Source organism: Actinoplanes sp. NPDC051851 (assembly GCF_040681165.1).
Lineage (GTDB): Bacteria > Actinomycetota > Actinomycetes > Mycobacteriales > Micromonosporaceae > Actinoplanes.
Genome location: NZ_JBFAYF010000025.1, coordinates 95,051 through 111,311, shown reverse-complemented (window position 1 = coordinate 111,311; position 16,261 = coordinate 95,051). Strand labels below are relative to the sequence as shown.

At 73.0% G+C, this 16,261-nt stretch carries 14 protein-coding genes and 1 pseudogene; 7 read left to right on the top strand and 8 right to left on the bottom strand.

Annotation, left to right across the window (positions count from 1 at the left end; genetic code table 11):
• The first annotated feature begins 115 nt into the window (after nt 1–115).
• Nucleotides 116–1,255, top strand: coding sequence for a SigB/SigF/SigG family RNA polymerase sigma factor (locus tag AB0M08_RS23860; RefSeq protein WP_364497069.1), 1,140 nt, complete (start codon nt 116–118; stop codon nt 1,253–1,255).
• Here the strand turns inward: AB0M08_RS23860 and AB0M08_RS23855 are convergent.
• The gene (locus AB0M08_RS23855) at nt 1,230–1,952 is read right to left on the bottom strand and encodes an ATP-binding protein (protein WP_364497066.1); all 723 of its coding nucleotides are present in this window, start codon (nt 1,950–1,952) and stop codon (nt 1,230–1,232) included. The genes AB0M08_RS23860 and AB0M08_RS23855 overlap by 26 nt on opposite strands.
• 55 nt (nt 1,953–2,007) lie before the next feature.
• Nucleotides 2,008–2,754: an ATP-binding protein gene (locus AB0M08_RS23850; protein ID WP_364497064.1), complete on the bottom strand. Its 747-nt coding sequence runs from the start codon at nt 2,752–2,754 to the stop codon at nt 2,008–2,010.
• Between the two features lie 136 nt (nt 2,755–2,890).
• Here AB0M08_RS23850 and secA2 point away from each other — a divergent pair, with 136 nt between their 5' ends.
• Entirely contained in the window at nt 2,891–5,182 is a 2,292-nt protein-coding gene (secA2, locus tag AB0M08_RS23845; protein ID WP_364497061.1) for an accessory Sec system translocase SecA2, read from the top strand.
• Here secA2 and AB0M08_RS23840 read toward each other — a convergent pair.
• Nucleotides 5,166–5,585 (bottom strand): ankyrin repeat domain-containing protein, encoded by a 420-nt coding sequence (locus AB0M08_RS23840; RefSeq protein WP_364497058.1) that lies wholly within the window; start codon nt 5,583–5,585, stop codon nt 5,166–5,168. The two genes, secA2 and AB0M08_RS23840, sit on opposite strands and share 17 nt — an antisense overlap.
• 332 nt (nt 5,586–5,917) lie before the next feature.
• Between AB0M08_RS23840 and AB0M08_RS23835 the strand changes: the two genes are divergently transcribed.
• The 4 genes from AB0M08_RS23835 to AB0M08_RS23820 all read left to right on the top strand — a co-directional run bounded on the left by AB0M08_RS23835 (nt 5,918) and on the right by AB0M08_RS23820 (nt 8,181).
• Nucleotides 5,918–6,397, top strand: a complete 480-nt coding sequence (locus AB0M08_RS23835; RefSeq protein ID WP_364497056.1) for a winged helix-turn-helix domain-containing protein — start codon at nt 5,918–5,920, stop codon at nt 6,395–6,397.
• A 112-nt stretch (nt 6,398–6,509) separates the two neighbouring features.
• Nucleotides 6,510–7,142 (top strand): uridine kinase, encoded by a 633-nt coding sequence (locus AB0M08_RS23830; protein ID WP_364497053.1) that lies wholly within the window; start codon nt 6,510–6,512, stop codon nt 7,140–7,142.
• Between the two features lie 199 nt (nt 7,143–7,341).
• Nucleotides 7,342–7,764 carry a TraR/DksA C4-type zinc finger protein gene (locus tag AB0M08_RS23825; protein ID WP_364497050.1) on the top strand — a complete coding sequence of 141 codons (423 nt, stop codon included), beginning with the start codon at nt 7,342–7,344 and terminating at the stop codon, nt 7,762–7,764.
• A gap of 210 nt (nt 7,765–7,974) precedes the next feature.
• On the top strand, nt 7,975–8,181 hold the full coding sequence (locus AB0M08_RS23820) for a hypothetical protein (protein ID WP_364497047.1): 207 nt from the start codon (nt 7,975–7,977) through the stop codon (nt 8,179–8,181).
• 7 nt (nt 8,182–8,188) lie between these two features.
• Here the strand turns inward: AB0M08_RS23820 and AB0M08_RS23815 are convergent, their stop codons facing one another.
• The 5 genes and pseudogenes from AB0M08_RS23815 to AB0M08_RS23795 form a co-directional block, all read right to left on the bottom strand.
• Entirely contained in the window at nt 8,189–8,890 is a 702-nt protein-coding gene (locus AB0M08_RS23815) for a hypothetical protein (protein ID WP_364497044.1), read from the bottom strand.
• On the bottom strand, nt 8,887–11,598 hold the full coding sequence (locus AB0M08_RS23810; RefSeq protein WP_364497041.1) for an FtsK/SpoIIIE domain-containing protein: 2,712 nt from the start codon (nt 11,596–11,598) through the stop codon (nt 8,887–8,889). The genes AB0M08_RS23815 and AB0M08_RS23810 overlap by 4 nt, the downstream gene beginning before the upstream one ends.
• Nucleotides 11,599–11,637: 39 nt before the next feature.
• Entirely contained in the window at nt 11,638–12,543 is a 906-nt protein-coding gene (locus AB0M08_RS23805; RefSeq protein ID WP_364497038.1) for a hypothetical protein, read from the bottom strand.
• A gap of 4 nt (nt 12,544–12,547) precedes the next feature.
• Nucleotides 12,548–12,808 carry a hypothetical protein gene (locus AB0M08_RS23800; protein ID WP_364497035.1) on the bottom strand — a complete coding sequence of 87 codons (261 nt, stop codon included), beginning with the start codon at nt 12,806–12,808 and terminating at the stop codon, nt 12,548–12,550.
• 300 nt (nt 12,809–13,108) lie between these two features.
• Nucleotides 13,109–13,465: pseudogene (locus AB0M08_RS23795) on the bottom strand (hypothetical protein); the annotation flags it as partial.
• Between the two features lie 195 nt (nt 13,466–13,660).
• Here AB0M08_RS23795 and AB0M08_RS23790 point away from each other — a divergent pair.
• Nucleotides 13,661–16,255: an ATP-dependent Clp protease ATP-binding subunit gene (locus AB0M08_RS23790; RefSeq protein WP_364497116.1), complete on the top strand. Its 2,595-nt coding sequence runs from the start codon at nt 13,661–13,663 to the stop codon at nt 16,253–16,255.
• Nucleotides 16,256–16,261 lie beyond the last annotated feature (6 nt).

Sequence of the window (16,261 nt, the reverse complement as noted above, 5' to 3'; positions counted from 1 at the left end):
GAACCGATGAAAACGGGTACCGGAAGGGTCAGACCGGGTGGCGTGGTTTCGCATCGGCGGCCCGGGGCAGTAGCTTTCCGTTGACGGGCGGTTACCCGCCGCGGAAGGGGGCGACATGCCCGCGCGACACCCGGCCGGGGAAACGGCCGACAACCAGCTTGAGGATCTCGACGAGGCGGCGCTCTCCTACGCGGCCCGGCGGGAGGGCGCGGCACCGGGCGTACGGGACTCCCTGCGGGCGGAACTGGTGCACTACTGCCTGCCCTTCGCCGCCCGGCTGGCCCGGCATTACCGGGGACGCGGCGAGCAGCTGGAGGACCTGGAGCAGGTCGCCCGGCTCGGCCTGGTCAAGGCGGTCGACCGGTACGATCCGGAGCGCGGCTCCTTCACGGCGTACGCGGTCATCACGATCTTCGGCGAGCTGAAGCGGCACTTCCGGGACCGGACCTGGGGTGTCCACGTGCCCCGGCGGGTGCAGGACCTCAGCCTCGAGGTGGGGCACGCGGTGACCGTGCTGACCGCCGCGCTCGCCCGGACGCCGACCAGCACCGAGCTCGCCGAGCGGCTCGGGGTGACCGAGCAGGCGGTGCACGAGGCGATCGAGTCGGCGGCAGGGTACTCGCCCGCCTCGCTGAACGCGCCGGTGGCCGGCGACGGGACGATGGAGTTCGGTGACCTGCTCGGCGACCTCGACGAGGAGCTGGAGTCGGTCACCGACAAGCTGACCGTCACCGACCTGCTGCTGCGCCTGCCCGCCCGGGAGCGCCGGATGCTGGCGATGCGCTTCTACGGCAACAGGACCCAGGCGGAGATCGCCGCCGAGCTGGGCATCTCCCAGATGCACGTGTCCCGGCTGCTCGGCCGGGCGCTGACCTGGCTGCGTGAGGCGATGCTGAGCGACGCGCCGCCGCGCTGGGAGGACGCCGAGGCCGGGCACGAGGCCCGTGCCACGATCACCGGGGAGCGGGACCGGCTGCTGATCCGGGTCCGTGGCGAGGTGGACCGGGACACCGCCGAGCGGCTCGGCACCGGGCTGCGGCACGCGGTGATCAACGCGCGCGGCCGGGTGGTCGAGGTGGACCTCTCCGGGGTGCCGCTGGTCGACGCGGCCGGCGCGGGCGTGTTCTGCGGGATGGTGACCGAGGCGACGGGCCGCGGTGTCGCGGTCCGGCTGACCGGCGCCCAGCCCTACGTGGCGCGGGTTCTCGCGGTCTCCGGGCTGACGCCGGTCATCGGTGCAGCGCGGCCCACATGACCTTGCCGTCCGCGGACGGGAGACAACCCCAGGCGTAGGCGAGGGCGTCGACCAGCAGCAGACCGCGGCCGCCGGCCGCCTCCGGGGGCACCGGCTTCGGGGCCGGCGGTCGCGCGGGCGATCCGTCGCGTACGCCGATGTCGAGGAAACGGTCGCGCAGGGAGAGGCGCAGCGTCATCATCGTGCCCGCGTGGTCGATCGCGTTCGCCACCAGCTCGTTGACGATCAGGCTGGCCGGGGCGGTCAGGTCGGGCAGGCCCCAGCGCAGGCAGGCCTCGGTGGCGACGTCCCGGGCGTGCCGGGTGGCGCCGGCGACGGGGAGCAGTTCCTCACTGTGCGACGGCATGGCCCTCCCCTCGCCGCGGAGGTGCTCGCGGGCGTGTTCCAGCCCGGTGAAGAGGCGGATCTGCTGCTCCAGCCCCGCGATCAGGGTCCACATCTCCTCGGACCCGGTGCAGAGCAGCACCGGGGTGCCCGGCCAGCGGGCGGCCTGACTGGCCAGCGCGGTGAAGACGGTCAGCGCGGGTGGCTGTTCGACGTGCAGGGCGGAGAGGTCCAGCAGCAGCGCCTCGGGCTGCTCGGCGAGGCACATCAGCAGCCGTTCCCGCAGCGGGGGCACATCCCGTAGTCCCAGGCGCCCGGCCAGGGAGACGGTCAGCCCGCCCGTGCCCGCCGTCACCTCGCACCCGATAGTCATGCCCACGCCCTCCGACCGTCCCCGGCGGGTACCCGTGCTCCTGCCGGGTAAACAGTCACAGATTACTCAGCCGTGCGCCCAGCAACCGGGTCCAGACCACTTTGCCGTCGGCCACCGGCAGCACGCCCCAGGCGTCGGCCAGGTCGCCGACCAGCCGGAGCCCGCGGCCGCCGGCGTCGGTCAGGCCGGGATTCAGGGTGCGGGGCATCCGCCGGCTGCCGTCCCGTACGGCCATCAGCAGCCGCCCGTCCCCCCGCCCGAGGGTGAACTCCATCGTGGTGTGCGCGTGCCGGACCACGTTGGCGACCAGCTCGGTGGCGATCAGCGCGGCGGTGGCGCTGACGTCGGAGCGCTGCCACCGGGCGCACGCCTGGTCGACCAGGTGGCGTACCTGGCGGCAGGCCTCCGGCACCGGGCGCAGCCGGACCCGGATCAGGTCCGGGCGGGGCCGGGTGCCCGCCTCGGCGAGCGCCGCCGCGCAGTCCCCGGCCGCGTCGAGGCCCCGGCACTGCGGGGTGGCGGCGAACGCGGCGGCGGTCTCCGGGCCGGCACCGCAGACGACGATCGGCACGGCGGGGAACTCCACCGCCTGGGTGGCGACCGCGCCGAGACCGGCGAGCGCGCCCGGGTCGGCCACCCGCATCCGGGTCACGTCCAGCAGCAGCCGTTCCGGCTGGACCGCGAGGCTGCGGCGGACCGCGGCGCCCAGCGCGTCGGCGGTGATCCGGTCCAGGGTGCCGCTGACCGTCAGTACCGCCACGGGGAGGTCCCGTTCCGGCCGGCAGACGAGCTGGCTGGGCATGAGCCTCCCTTCCGCGTGGTCGTGGAGTGGGGTGCCCGGCGCCGGGGCGGGGCAAACGTCCTTCCGGAGCGGATTCGGGCGATGCACAGGGAGTCCGGCGCCGCAGACGCAGCGAAATAAAGTACCGTTGCGCGCCATGGGTGTGTCGCAGCGGTTGAAGAACCGGTTCCGCAAGTTTCTGCAGCGTCCGGGCACGACGGTGGACCTCGGGCCGCTGGCGAAGCGCCTGGACCCGATCGAGGCGCGCGAGGAGGCGCTGAAGGAGCTGGACGATGCCGCGCTGACCGAGGCGGCGCGTGAGGCGTCCGATTTCACCGAGATCTGTGCGGTGGGCCGCGAGGCCGCCCGCCGGGCGATCGGCCAGCGGCCGTACGACGTCCAGCTGCTCGGCGCGATGGCGCTGCTCTCCGGCCGGGTCGCCGAGATGGCCACCGGTGAGGGCAAGACGCTCACCGCCACCGTCGCGGCGTACGGTCACACCCGCCTGGGCAACGGCCCGGTGCACGTGCTGACCGTCAACGACTACCTCGCCAAGCGCGACGCCGAGTGGATGGAGCCGGTCTACACGCTCCTCGGGCTCACCGTCGGCTCGGTGACCGAGGCGATGACCCCGGAGGAGCGCCGGGAGGCGTACGCCGCCGACGTCACCTACGTGTCGGTCTCCGAGGCGGGCTTCGACTACCTCCGCGACCAGCTCGTCACCGACGTGGCCGACCGGGTGCAGCGCGACCTCGCCACCGCGATCGTCGACGAGGCCGACTCGATCCTGATCGACGAGGCCCGGGTGCCGATGGTGCTGGCCGGCTCGACCGCCGACGAGTCCGACCCGGTGCACGACGCCGCCGAGCTGGTCCGCGGCCTGCGCAAGGGCAAGGACTACGAGGTGGCCGAGGACGGCCGCAGCGTCGCGTACACCGAGGCGGGCCTGAAGAACATCGAGGAGCAGCTCGGCGGCATCGACCTGTACTCCGACGAGGAGGTCGAGCGCCTCTCCGCGGTGAACGTGGCACTGCACGCGCACGCTCTGCTCCGCCGGGACGTGGACTACATCGTCCGCAACGGCTCGGTCGAGCTGATCGACGAGATGCGCGGCCGGGTCGCCCAGCGCCGCCGCTGGCCGGACGGGCTGCAGGCCGCCGTGGAGGCGAAGGAGGGCCTCGCCGCCACCGCCGAGGGCGAGGTGCTGAACACCATCACGGTGCAGGCGTACATCGCGCTCTACGCGACCGTGTGCGGCATGACCGCGACCGCGGTGCACGTCGGCGAGCAGCTCCGCGAGTACTTCAAGCTCGAGGTCGCGGTGGTCCCGTCGAACACGCCGAACATCCGCGAGGACGACCCGGACCGGATCTACTCGGCGCACGACACCCGGGACGAGGCGCTGGTCGAGGAGATCAAGATCGCGCACGAGAAGGGCCGCCCGGTCCTGATCGGCACCCTGGACGTGCAGGCCTCCGAGACCCTCGCCGCGCAGCTGGCCGAGGCCGGCGTGCCCTGCAGCGTGCTGAACGCGAAGAACGACGCCGAGGAGGCCGCGATCATCGCGGAGGCGGGTGCGGCCGGCGCGGTCACCGTCTCCACCCAGATGGCCGGCCGCGGCGTCGACATCCGCCTCGGTGGCAGCGACGAGAAGGACCGCGACCGGGTGGTCGAGCTCGGCGGCCTCTACGTGATCGGCGCCGGCCGGCACGACTCCCGCCGGGTCGACGACCAGCTCCGCGGCCGGGCCGGCCGGCAGGGCGACCCGGGCGCCTCGGTCTTCTTCGTCTCCCTCGAGGACGAGCTGGTCACCCGGCACGCCGGTGAGATCCTGCCGGCCTCGCCGCGGATGGACATGGACGGCGTCGTGCACGACCCCCAGGTGGAGTACGCCGTGGAGCACGCCCAGCGGGTCGCCGAGGGCGTGAACCACGAGATCCACCGCAACACCTGGCGGTACAGCGTCGTCATCGAGCAGCAGCGTCTCCTGCTGGCCGAGCGCCGGGAGCGGCTGCTCACCTCCGAGGTCGCCGCGATCATGCTGCTCGAGCGGGTGCCGGAGAAGGCGAAGGAGACCGACGAGGACGTCCTCTCCGACTCGGCCCGGGCGATCGCGCTCTTCCACCTGGACCGGCTCTGGGTGGACCACCTCGCCTTCCTCTCCGAGGTACGCGAGGGCGTGCACCTGCGGGCGCTGGGCAAGCTGGACCCGCTGGACGAGTTCCACCGGGCGGCCGTGCCGGCGTTCCAGGAGATGCTGACCCAGGTCGAGACGCGCACCATCGAGGCGTTCGAGGAGGTCGACCTCACCGACGGCTGGGAGCCGGAGCGGGCCGAGATCGTCCGGCCGAGCGCGACCTGGACGTACCTGGTGCACGACAACCCGTTCGGCTCGGAGCTGGACCGGCTGATCGCGGCCGTCGGCCGCCGCCTCACGTCGGGGGGCTGAGTCTTCCGGGGACGCCGCCGTCGGCGGCGTCCCCCTCGGAAAGCGCATTCCCGCCGGAAAGCAGCGCGGTCATCTCCGGTAGCGCGAAGAATTCCGCGGTCTCCACAGCGGACGGCTGTCCCCGGCGCGGGTCCGCACCGGCTTCCAAAAGCGCCTCCACGGCTTCCTGATTCTGCCGGAAGACCGCCGCGGCCAACGCCGTCCGGCCCTGCGCGTTGATCCGGTCCGGGTCCGCTCCCAGCCCCAGGAGCGTGGTGACCGTACGCGTGTGATTGTGATATGCCGCCAGGATCAGCAGCGTGTCGCCCTTCTCGGTGGCCAGGTCGACGGGCGTGCCCGCGGTCACATTTCCGGCGAGCTCGGCGGCGCCGCCACGTCGCGCCAGATCGAACAGGTGATTCATCTCTTGCTCCAGGTCGGACGCGTGCCGGACTGCCCGCGCGTTCGGCAATGTTTAATGAGGCTGACAGAAAACGTTAGCGGAATGCATTTGCGTCACCCGGAAGAATGTGGAACATCTTTCCCACACTGTGGTTGGTGACTTGACCCGCGCGACGGCAGCCCGGAAATATCGTCCCCGCTTTTACGCACAGTGATCAATAGCATTCGCTTGCCGCAGCAAAAACCTTGGGGGATCAATCAATGCCGGTCAGCGCATTGTCGCCGCGTGCCGATCGTCGTTCCGCCGGACCGGGCCGTGGCCCGGGAAACCGTCGAGCCGAACCTGCGCTGACCGTGACGCTCGCCATTCCGCTCACCGGCGACGCGGTCTCGCCGCAGGCACACCGCCTGCTCGCCGCGGTCCGTGAGCTGGTCGAGCTGAGCCGGGGCACGGTCACCGTGGAGGCGGCCGAGACGCTCTCCGAGCCGGAGCCGGAGCCGGAGGTCGAGCCGGAACCGGTCGCCACCGGCCCGGAGGTCCGTCTCCTGGCCGGTCCGCGCCAGGCCCTGCTGGAGGGCCGGGAGCTGCCGCTCACCCGCCTGGAGTTCGACCTGCTGCTCTACCTCGCCGAGCGGCCCCGCCGGGTGTTCAGCCGGGCGCAGCTGCTCTCCGGGGTCTGGGGCTACGAGCGGGCCGGCGAGCGCACCGTGGACGTCCACGTCCGGCGGCTGCGGCTCAAGCTGGGCGCCCACGTCCCGGCGATCACCACGGTGTACGGGGTGGGCTACCGGCTCGCCGACGACGCCCGGGTGGCGATCGTCCCGCTCGACTGACGACGGCCGCCGTCCACTGGGTGGGACGGCCGCAAATCCGGCACTGTACTTCGAATCACTCACGCCGGTACGGTCCCCGATCGTGCTCACCGCGACCGGGGATCATGGGGCCATGCGCGTTCGCCCCGTCTCCTTCGAGGCCCTGGTCGATGATCTCGTGGACCGGTTGACGAGTCGGGAATCCGACAGCCGGCTCCGGGTCGCCATCGACGGTGCTGATGCCGCCGAACCGGGCCGTCTCGCGGATGCCCTGGTCAGTCCGTTGCGAGTGCGGGGCCGTCCGGCCGTTCGCATCGATACTGCCGACTTCCTCCGGCCGGCCTCACTGCGTCTGGAGCACGGCCGGACCAATCCGGACTCGTTCTACACCGGCTGGTTCGACGAGGCCGGGCTGATCCGTGAGGCGCTCGCCCCGGCGGCCCCGGACGGCACCGGCCGGATCGTCACGCGTCTCTGGAACGCGACGACGGACCGGGCCGCGCGGGAGCCGTACCAAGCCCTTCCGGAGAACGCGATCGTGCTGGTCAACGGGCCTCTGCTGCTCGGTTCGGGGCTGCCGTTCGAGTTCACCGTCCACCTTGCGGTGAGCCCGCCCGCGCTCGCCCGCCGGACCGCCCCGGACCGGCAGTGGACCCTGCCCGCGTTCCGGCGCTACGAGGCCGAGGTGGCCCCGGCATCCTTCGCGGACGTGGTCGTACGGGTGGACGATCCGAAGCACCCGGCCCTGGTCACGGGCGTGGGGTGACCTCCGGCACAAGACCCGCATGCCGAGTCCGTGGCGGATTCGACCACTGACAGTTATGCTCCGGTTACTTTTTTCGCGGAGGTCTCGTTTGGGATCTTCGGCGGTGGGTATCGACCGGCTCCATGTCGAGCCGGACCGGGGCGAGGTGACCCGGGCTGATGGCCACCGGCTGGGGCTGAGGGAAGGGCAGGGGGACTGCATGCTCGTCAACGGAGCGGTTGTTGCGGGTAAGGGCTCGAGCACCGCGAAGGTGCGCTCGGCCGAGGAGATCGAGCAGATCCGGGTGCTCCTGCGGAGCCGGTACACGGAGCTCGATACGGAGTACGAGGAGGCCGTCGCGCAGAACCAGCGGCTGCGGCTGGTCGAGATCGGCGACGCGGCCGGCGACGACCAGGCCGACAGCGGCTCGAAGACGGCCGAGCGGGACGCGGCCACGTCGCTGCTGCGCACACTGCACGACCGGCGGACCCAGGCCGAGCACGCCATCGCGCGGCTCGACGCCGGGACGTACGGCAACTGTGAGGGGTGCTCCAACCCGATCCCGGTGGAGCGGCTGGAGGTCTTCCCGTCCGCGACCACGTGCGTGAACTGCAAGCAGGTCCGCGAGCGCCGCGCCAGCTGAGAGACGCTCCGGGGCCCGTCCGGCGGGCCCCGGAATGCATCGGTGATATTCCTGTCGACAATTGAGGTCGGCGTTCGTCGATCCGGATGGTTTTTCAGACCCTTTCCGGGTACGCGCCATCTCCATCACCCGGACCCGATCCGGGGCGAGCGCCGGGCGAACTTCGCGAACGCGCGATTCCGCGGCCCCCGGCCGGGTACAACGGACCGTATGACCGAGCCGGACCGCACGACCGAGCCGCACGACGAGACCGAGGACGTCCGCCCGCCGGCCGCCGAGGGTCCCGAATACGATCCCGCCGGCGACCTGGAGTGCGACGAGGCACACGGCGTGGGCGCCCACCTCGACGTGCCGCCCGCGCTGGAGGCCGAGGCACGCGCCCGTCGCGCTCTCTTCCCGCCCCGGGTGCCGTCCTGATCCCTGTTCAGCCCGCCGAATAGCGCACGGCGGTGTAGAGCAGCAGCGCCGTCACCAGCCCGGTGGCCAGCACCGTCACCACCGCCGCGATGTCCATGCTCGCGCCCCGGCGGTCGGCCAGCTTCTTCGCGGTGACCACCGCCAGCACCGGGCAGGCCAGCAACACCAGCAGGGCCACCACCGGCGCCGCCTGGTGCCAGTCGCCCGCCGCGGCCGCCCCGGTCGTCCGCAGCAGCTGGTTGCCGAGGAAACCGAGGAACCCGCCGGCGAACCCGAGGACCCCGAAGAGCACCTTGGTGAGGAACGTGATCGGCCGGGCCTTCGGCGTGTACTTGACCCGGTTCTCCACCTCGTCCAGGTAGTCCCGGGCGTGCCGGTCGTCGCGCTGCCGGGGGATGCTGGCCGGGGGCAGGTTCCGCCCGAAGCGCTCCGCCGCCGGGCCGACCTTGTGCACGTAGTCCGACCAGAGGAGGGCCGCGTCGGCGTCCACCTTCTCCTTGTCCCGCCGGGCCAGGCGGACGGCGTGCCGGGCCGCGCCCACCTCGTTCTCCGCCTCGTGGACCGCGTCGTCGGCGGCCGTGGTCTGCTCCCCGTGCCACTTCTCGGCCTCGCTGCGCAGCCCCGCGGCCCGGCGGTCCAGCGAGGTCAGCCGCAGCAGGAGGGTCCGGTAGTCGGCCGCGCTCGGGTCGGCCGGTTGCAGTTCGCTCATGACGTCCCGTACGGAATGATCACCTCGGCGCCACGGTGCACCGAGCGGTCGAAGTGCAGCGCCCGCCAGGGCCGCGGATACCAGTTCGGCGCGCCGGCACCCGGATAGAACGGCGCGAGCTCGCTGCCGTGCACGTCCAGGGCCACCCAGGAGCCGATCGCGTCGGTCCGCGACCCGGTGCCGCCCAGCGAGTCCCGCAGCAGCCCGGCGCCGCGCCACCAGCCCAGCACGTGCAGCCGCCGTTCCGGACCCTGGCGCAGCACGGTCCGCAGCTGCTCCGCCGTCTCCCTGTCACCGGGGAGCGCGTCCGCGGCGTACAGGAGAATGAAGTGCGGACGATCCCCGGGGTAGGCGCTGGTCGCATCGGCGACGGCGTCCTCCAGCAGCCAGTCGACGCTGTCGGCGTCGAAGAGGCCGGAGCCCGGGATCCGCTCGTGCAGCGACCGCGCGGCGGCACCGGCGTCCGGGTCGAGGCAGACGATCGAGAAGCGGGCGCCCTCCGGGGTGAACTGCGCGGCGAGTGAGCGGCCCGCCGTGGCGAGCACCGCGCAGGCCTCGTCCACCCGGGTGCCGAGCACCGCGAGGTTGCGCCCCGGCGCCCGCCGCAGCACGGTCCGCGCCGACCGGGCCAGCACGTCGATCGTCTCGCCGAGCATCGCCACCGGGGCGGCCACCCGCTCGGCCGGCTCGATCGCCCGGAAGTCCGGGCTCTCGGTCAGCTTCGGGATCACGTCGCCGTCGAAGAGCCGGGGCGCACCGGCCTCCGCCGGTCGCCGCCGCCACAACCGGTGCTGCAGGTCGCTCCACTGCTCGCGGTCGCCGGCGGCCGGTACCCGGACGATCCGGTTGGCCTCGGTGGCACCGGAGTCCGCGTTGACCACCGCGTGGTACCGGGGCAGCGAGTCGGCCGCGCCGTTCGTCTCGGCCAGCACCCGGCGGGCCCGGGGCAGCGCGATCCGTAGCGAGAACTGGGCGACCAGCGCCGGGCGGCCCCAGAGCGCCTCGATACCGGAGACGTCCTGACTGGCCAGGACCAGGTGGATGCCCTGCGAGCGGCCGCGCCGGGCCAGGTCCTCCAGCAGGTCGACGGCCTCCCGCTCGACCGCGTCCCGGCCGGAGAGCAGCACCTGGAACTCGTCCACCACCGCGACGATCCGCGGCCACGAGCCCTCCGGGTCCTCGGTGCGCAGCTCGGCCAGGTTGGTCACCTCGTACCGCTTGGCCGCGTCCGCCCGCCGTCGCAGCTCGGTGCCGAGGAACCGGAGCAGCGCCAGCCCGAACTCACGGTCCGTGTTGACGTTCACCCCGACCAGCCGGACGTGCGGCAGCCAGCTCGGGTCCCGCCGCCCCGGCGCGAACCGGGCGAACGACACCCCCTCTTTGAAGTCGAGCAGGTAGAACGCCAGTTCGGCGGGGGAGTAGCGGGCGGCGAGCGCGCCCATCCAGGCGTAGATGAAGTTCGTCTTGCCGGTACCGGAGGGCCCTGCGATCAGCGCGTGCGGCGGGTAGTCGCTCAGCGTCACCATCACCCGGGGCCCCTGTGGACTGTCCCCGAGCGGCGCGGTCAGGCCGGTGGCCGAGCTCTCCCGCCACTCGGCGCCCTGCTCCGGCAGCAGGCTGTCCAGCGCGACCGGTGCCGGGCCCGCCGCCACGGCCTCGGCGATCTGCCGGCAGGTCGAGGTCAGCACCGCGGGCGGAGGACCGGGATCCAGGAGTACGGGCAGAGCCCCCGCCCCGCTGATCCGCGCCGCCGCACCCTCGGCCGCCGTGATCACCTCGATCCCCGGACCGGGCTCGACCGCCAGGCCGTGGATGACCAGGTGCACCCCGCAGGCCGCGCCGGTCCGGAGCAGCCGGTCCAGCTGGGAGCGCTCGTGCCGGGACAACTCCCCGGCGCCGAGCAGCACCGCCACCCGCCACGGCTCCGGGCGGCGCCGGGTGGCCGCGTGCAGCTCCCGGAGGGACGAATACTCCCCGGCCAGCACGGTCTCGTTGATCCGGCGGACCTGGTCGACCAGTTCGTCGAGCAGCCCCGGCAGGCCGCCCGGCCCGACGAAGGTGAGCACTCCGGCCGGGGCCAGCGGGGCGAAGCCGGCCAGCCCGCCGCCCAGGTGCTCGGGGTCGTACCCGATCAGGCGGACCGCACCCGGAACGCTCGTGCCCAGCGCCCGCAGCAGCAGCCCGGCCACCACGTCGTCGCCGAGCCGCCGGTCGCCCCGGACCACCACGTGCCCGCGGTCCAGCAGCTGGACCAGCGCCGGCACCTCGCCCGGCGGCTCCTCCGGCGGGGTCTCCTCCTCGTCCCACTGCCAGGGCCGCTCGCTGCGGGACGGCTGCGGCGCCGGCGCCTCGGGCAGCAGCAGCCGGCCCACCCGCAGCTCGGCGGCCCGGTTCAGCGGCGTCGGCTCCCAGCTGTGCCAGGCCTCCCCGGCGGCGCCCGGCGCGGCCCGGTCGGCGGCGCCGGCCGCAGCACCGGACAGCTTGGTCAGCTCGGTCCGGTGCCACGCGTCGATCTCCCGGAGCCGTTCCTCATGGGACGCGGCGAGCTTCCGCTTGCGGCCCAGCGCGGCGGCGGCCACCCGCTCGTTCGCGGCGATGGCCTCGGCCTCGTCCCGGCGCGCCTGGTCGAGGGCGGTCTGCGCGGCGCCGAGAGCATGGGACAGCCCGGCCCGGATCTCCATGACCTGGTGCTTGGTGGATTCAGCCATGACCCGCCGGCATCGTCGCAGGGAATCGGGTGGGGTGGATCATCGGTGCTTCTCCCCGGGCTCGGCGTCCCGGCGGACCGGTTCGGGCGCGTCCGGGTCGAGCGACCCGGCGTCTCGTCCCAGCCGGGCCAGCAGTACGCCGGTGAGCACGCTGGCGGTCACCGCGTTGTCCGCCGGATGGCCGGGGGCGCGGCCCTCCTGGCGTACCGGAACCCGGCAGATCCGGTCGATCAGGGTCTCCAGGACCGCCGGCGACGTGCCCGGCAGCAGCGCCCGGACCCGTCCCTGCGCAGCGGTCCGCAACCGGGCCACGTCCTCCGGCCGGGGCTCGTGCCCGAGGAGGTCGCCGGCGAGCCGGTGCAGCACCGGCGGCGTGACCGCGGCCAGGCCGAGCCCGGTCGACGCGTTCACCGCGTGCAGTTCCCGCCCGAGACGCGACCGGTCACCCGCCCGCACCCCCGCGGCCACCCGGCGCAGCAGCTCGGCACTGTCCCCGGACTCCTTCCCGGTCGGTTCCGCGGTCTCGCCCTCGGCCGGGGCGGGCTCGCCGGTCAGCTCGGCGACGCGCTGCTGCCACCAGGGCCCGAGCGCCTCACCGGTGGGCTGTCGTTGCTGCTCACCGCCGCCGTGCTGCTCCGGCTCGGGCCGCAGCGCCTCGCGCCATTCCTGGCGTGGCTGCGCGCCCGTCTCACCGGCCAGCCCGGCCGCGGCCAGGTAGGTGGCGATCGCATCCTGAGCGATGCGCAGGGCCGCTGCCGCGCGTTCCGCGTGTTCGGTCGCATTTCCCAGTTGGGGTACGCCCATCGGGTCCTGCGACTCCTCGCGAAGCCAGGCGAGGATCTCCGTGGCGCTCCGCAGCTTCTCCAGCGCGACGCTCACCTGACCGACGGGGAGTTCGTCTGAGGCGGCCCGGAGCTGGGCGCCGAGTTCCTGCAACAGTGACATCGCGTCAGAGGGTCGCCGTGTAGGTCTGCGCCTGCTCGACCGCCACCAGCGTCGCGCTCAGGCACTCCTCCAGCTGCTGATCAGCCTGGGAGAGCGAGGCGTGCGCCGCGCCCACGGCGTCGTGACTGCTGCCGTCGAGCGCCGCGGCCAGACTCTGCTGCGCCTCCCCGAGTTTCTCCCGGGCCGCCTGTATCGCCGCCTGCCCCTCGGAAACCTGCTGGAGCGCGGCGTCCACGGCCGCTCTGAGCTCGGCGACACTGGCCACCCGTGCAGCCTCCTGAAACCCTGGTTCCACTTGCTACTGCCACATTACCGCCCGGTTCCCGCCTCGCCGTCCTCGGATGCCCTAATTTGGCAGTCCCCGAGCACCGCGACACCCCGGCATCGACACCGGTGACGCCCCCGCCGGCCCGTCTCACCAGCAATGCTCCATTGTGGATCACTCTCCTCCCGGTCCCCGCACCGGCCCCTCCTCTTCCACTACCCAGCCTTCCTCCTTTCTTCCCCGTCCGCCTCCCCTTTCACTCCCGCCGCGCTCCGCCCGGGTGCCGCGCGGCACCGCCGACGGGCCGCGGATCTCGGCGCCCAGGGCCGTGGCGCGGTCGCGGAGGCCACGGTCGGCGGTGACCACCACGACGCGACGGCCGGCCGGCTCCGTGCGCACCAGATCGATGATCCGGTCGTCGCCGGAGCCGGGCGCGCGCTCGACGCGGACGCCGCCCGGCACCGGCGGAACGTCCCGGGCGCGCCCCTCGACGACCAGGATCACCTCGACCGGGGCGGCGAGGCCGGGCAGGCCCGCGGCGAGCACCGGGGAGAGGGCGTCGCGGAGCCGGGCGGCCGCGCCGGCCCGGTCGCGCCACCAGCCGTCCGGGACGGAACCGACCACGTTCGCCCCGTCGACGATGACCAAAGGTGTCATTTCCGGACAGTCGGACTCATCTGGTGCGGTCATGAAGTTGAGCACACTCCTATCAACTTTCGGCGAAGAACGGGAATCAGCCTCCTGCCCTACGCGGTTCCAACAGTCTGGATGGTGGCGTTCGCCGGTTGGTCCGGCTGGCGCTTCATCGTCCGCGAGGTACCAGGAGAAGAGAGACTGATGAGCATCGGACCGATCGGACCGGGTGGACCCGGTCAGTGGGACGACCTGTTCGCGCGCTTCTTCGGTGCGGCCGAGCCGCGCCGGACGGCGCCGCGCATCGACATCGCACGCTACATGAGCAACGACGCGCGGCAGGTGCTGGCCGACGCCGCCCGCCACGCCGCCGACCTCGGTGCCGCGAGCGACCGGGCGATGGCCGACCTCGACACCGACCACCTGCTCTGGGCCGTGCTCCAGCAGGAGCCGATGAAGCAGACGGTACGCCGTGCCGGTGCCGACCCGGAGACCCTGCTGCACGAGCTGGACGCGCGGGCCGGTGACGAGGCCACCCGTACCGCGGCGGCGAATCTCGCGGCGGACATGAGCGCCGCCGACCGGGACGTCCCCGAGCAGGTCGCGCTGACCCCGGCCGCCAAGCGGGCACTGCTGGACAGCCTGCAGATCTCCCGTGCGGTGGCCGCGTCGTACATCGGGCCCGAGCACATCCTGATGGCGCTGGGGCTGAACACCGACTCGGTCGCGGGGCGGCTGCTCGCCGGGCGGCTCGACCCGCGGGCGATCCCGAACGCGGAGGCGGCCGTCGGGGTGCCGTCCGGGCACGGGCACCACGGCACGGGGCCGAGCGCGGTGCGCGGTGCGACCAAGACGCCGACGCTGGAGCAGTTCGGCGTGGACCTGACCGAGTCGGCCCGGCGCGGCGAGATCGACCCGGTGATCGGGCGCGCCGACGAGATCGAGCAGGCCGTGGAGATCCTGTCACGGCGTACCAAGAACAATCCCGTCCTGATCGGCGAAGCAGGCGTGGGTAAGACGGCGATCGTCGAGGGCCTGGCACAGCGGATCGTGGACGGTGAGGTGCCGCTGACGCTGCAGGACAAGCGGGTGGTGCAGCTCGATCTGGCCGGGCTGGTCGCCGGTACGCGCTACCGCGGCGACTTCGAGGAGCGCCTGCGCAAGGTGATCGACGAGATCAAGGCGTCCGGGGACAACCTGATCGTCTTCCTCGACGAGATCCACACCCTGGTCGGTGCCGGCGGTGGCGGCGAGGGTGGCGGGATGGACGCCAGCAACATGCTGAAGCCGGCGCTGGCCCGTGGTCAGCTGCGGGTGATCGGTGCGACCACGCTGGACGAGTACCGCAAGCACATCGAGAAGGACGCGGCGCTGGCCCGGCGCTTCCAGCCGGTGCTGGTGGGGGAGCCGACGGTGGAGGACACCGTGGCGATCCTGCGCGGGCTGCGGGACAACTACGAGGCCCACCATCAGGTACGCATCACCGACGAGGCGCTGGACGCCGCCGCGGTGCTCTCGGACCGCTACATCACCGACCGGTTCCTGCCGGACAAGGCGATCGACCTGGTCGACCAGGCGGGTGCCCGGGTGCGGCTGCGGGTGAAGACGCCGGACGCGAACCTGCGCGAGCGGGAGCGCCGGCTGGAGCAGCTGAGCCGGGACCGGGACCAGGCGGTGGCCGCCGAGCGCTACGAGCTCGCCTCGCAGCTCCGGGACCAGATCAACGACCTGAAGGCGCAGATCGCCGGGGTCGGCGCGGGCCCGGACGGGGTGCCGCAGGTGACCGAGGACGACGTGGCCGAGGTGGTCTCGCGGGCGACCGGCATCCCGGTGGCACAGCTGACCGAGGCCGAGCGGGACCGTCTGCTCCGGCTGGAGCAGCACCTTCACGAGCACGTGATCGGCCAGGAGGACGCGGTCGAGGCGGTCGCCGAGGCGGTCCGCCGGTCACGGGCCGGCCTGGGCGACCCGGACCGTCCGGTGGGCAGTTTCCTGTTCCTCGGGCCGACCGGTGTCGGCAAGACCGAGCTGGCGCGTTCGCTGGCGGAGGCGCTGTTCGGCGAGCCGGACCGGATGATCCGGCTGGACATGAGCGAGTTCCAGGAGCGGCACACCGTGTCCCGGCTGGTCGGCGCCCCGCCCGGGTACGTCGGTTACGACGAGGCCGGCCAGCTGACCGAGGCGGTGCGGCGCCGCCCGTACAGCGTGGTGCTGCTGGACGAGATCGAGAAGGCGCACCCGGACGTCTTCAACATCCTGCTGCAGGTGCTGGACGACGGCCGGCTCACCGACAGTCAGGGCCGGGTGGTGAGCTTCAAGAACACCGTTCTGATCATGACGAGCAACCTCGGCTCGGACCTGATCACCGGCAGCACCCGCGCCGTCGGGTTCGGCGGTGGCGAGAAGGCCGACGAGGAGCTGCGGGTCCGGCTGGACCGGCGGCTCAAGGAGCAGCTGCGGCCGGAGTTCATCAACCGGATCGACGAGATCATCGTCTTCCGGCAACTGGAGGACGTCCAGCTGCACCGGATCACCGAGATGATGCTGGAGGCGACCCGCCGCCGGCTGCACGCCCAGGACGTCAGCCTGGAGATCACCGACGGGGCCGTGGACTGGCTCGCCGAGCGGGGCTTCCAGCCCGAGTTCGGCGCCCGCCCGCTGCGCCGGACGATCCAGCGTGAACTCGACAACCGGCTGTCGAAGATGCTGCTCGCCGCGGACCTGGCGCCGGGGCAGACGGTCCGGGTGGACGCCCGGGACGGGCAGCTCACCTTCGATGTGGAGTCGACCTCGCGGCCGGTCTCCGCGCGATAGCCCTCG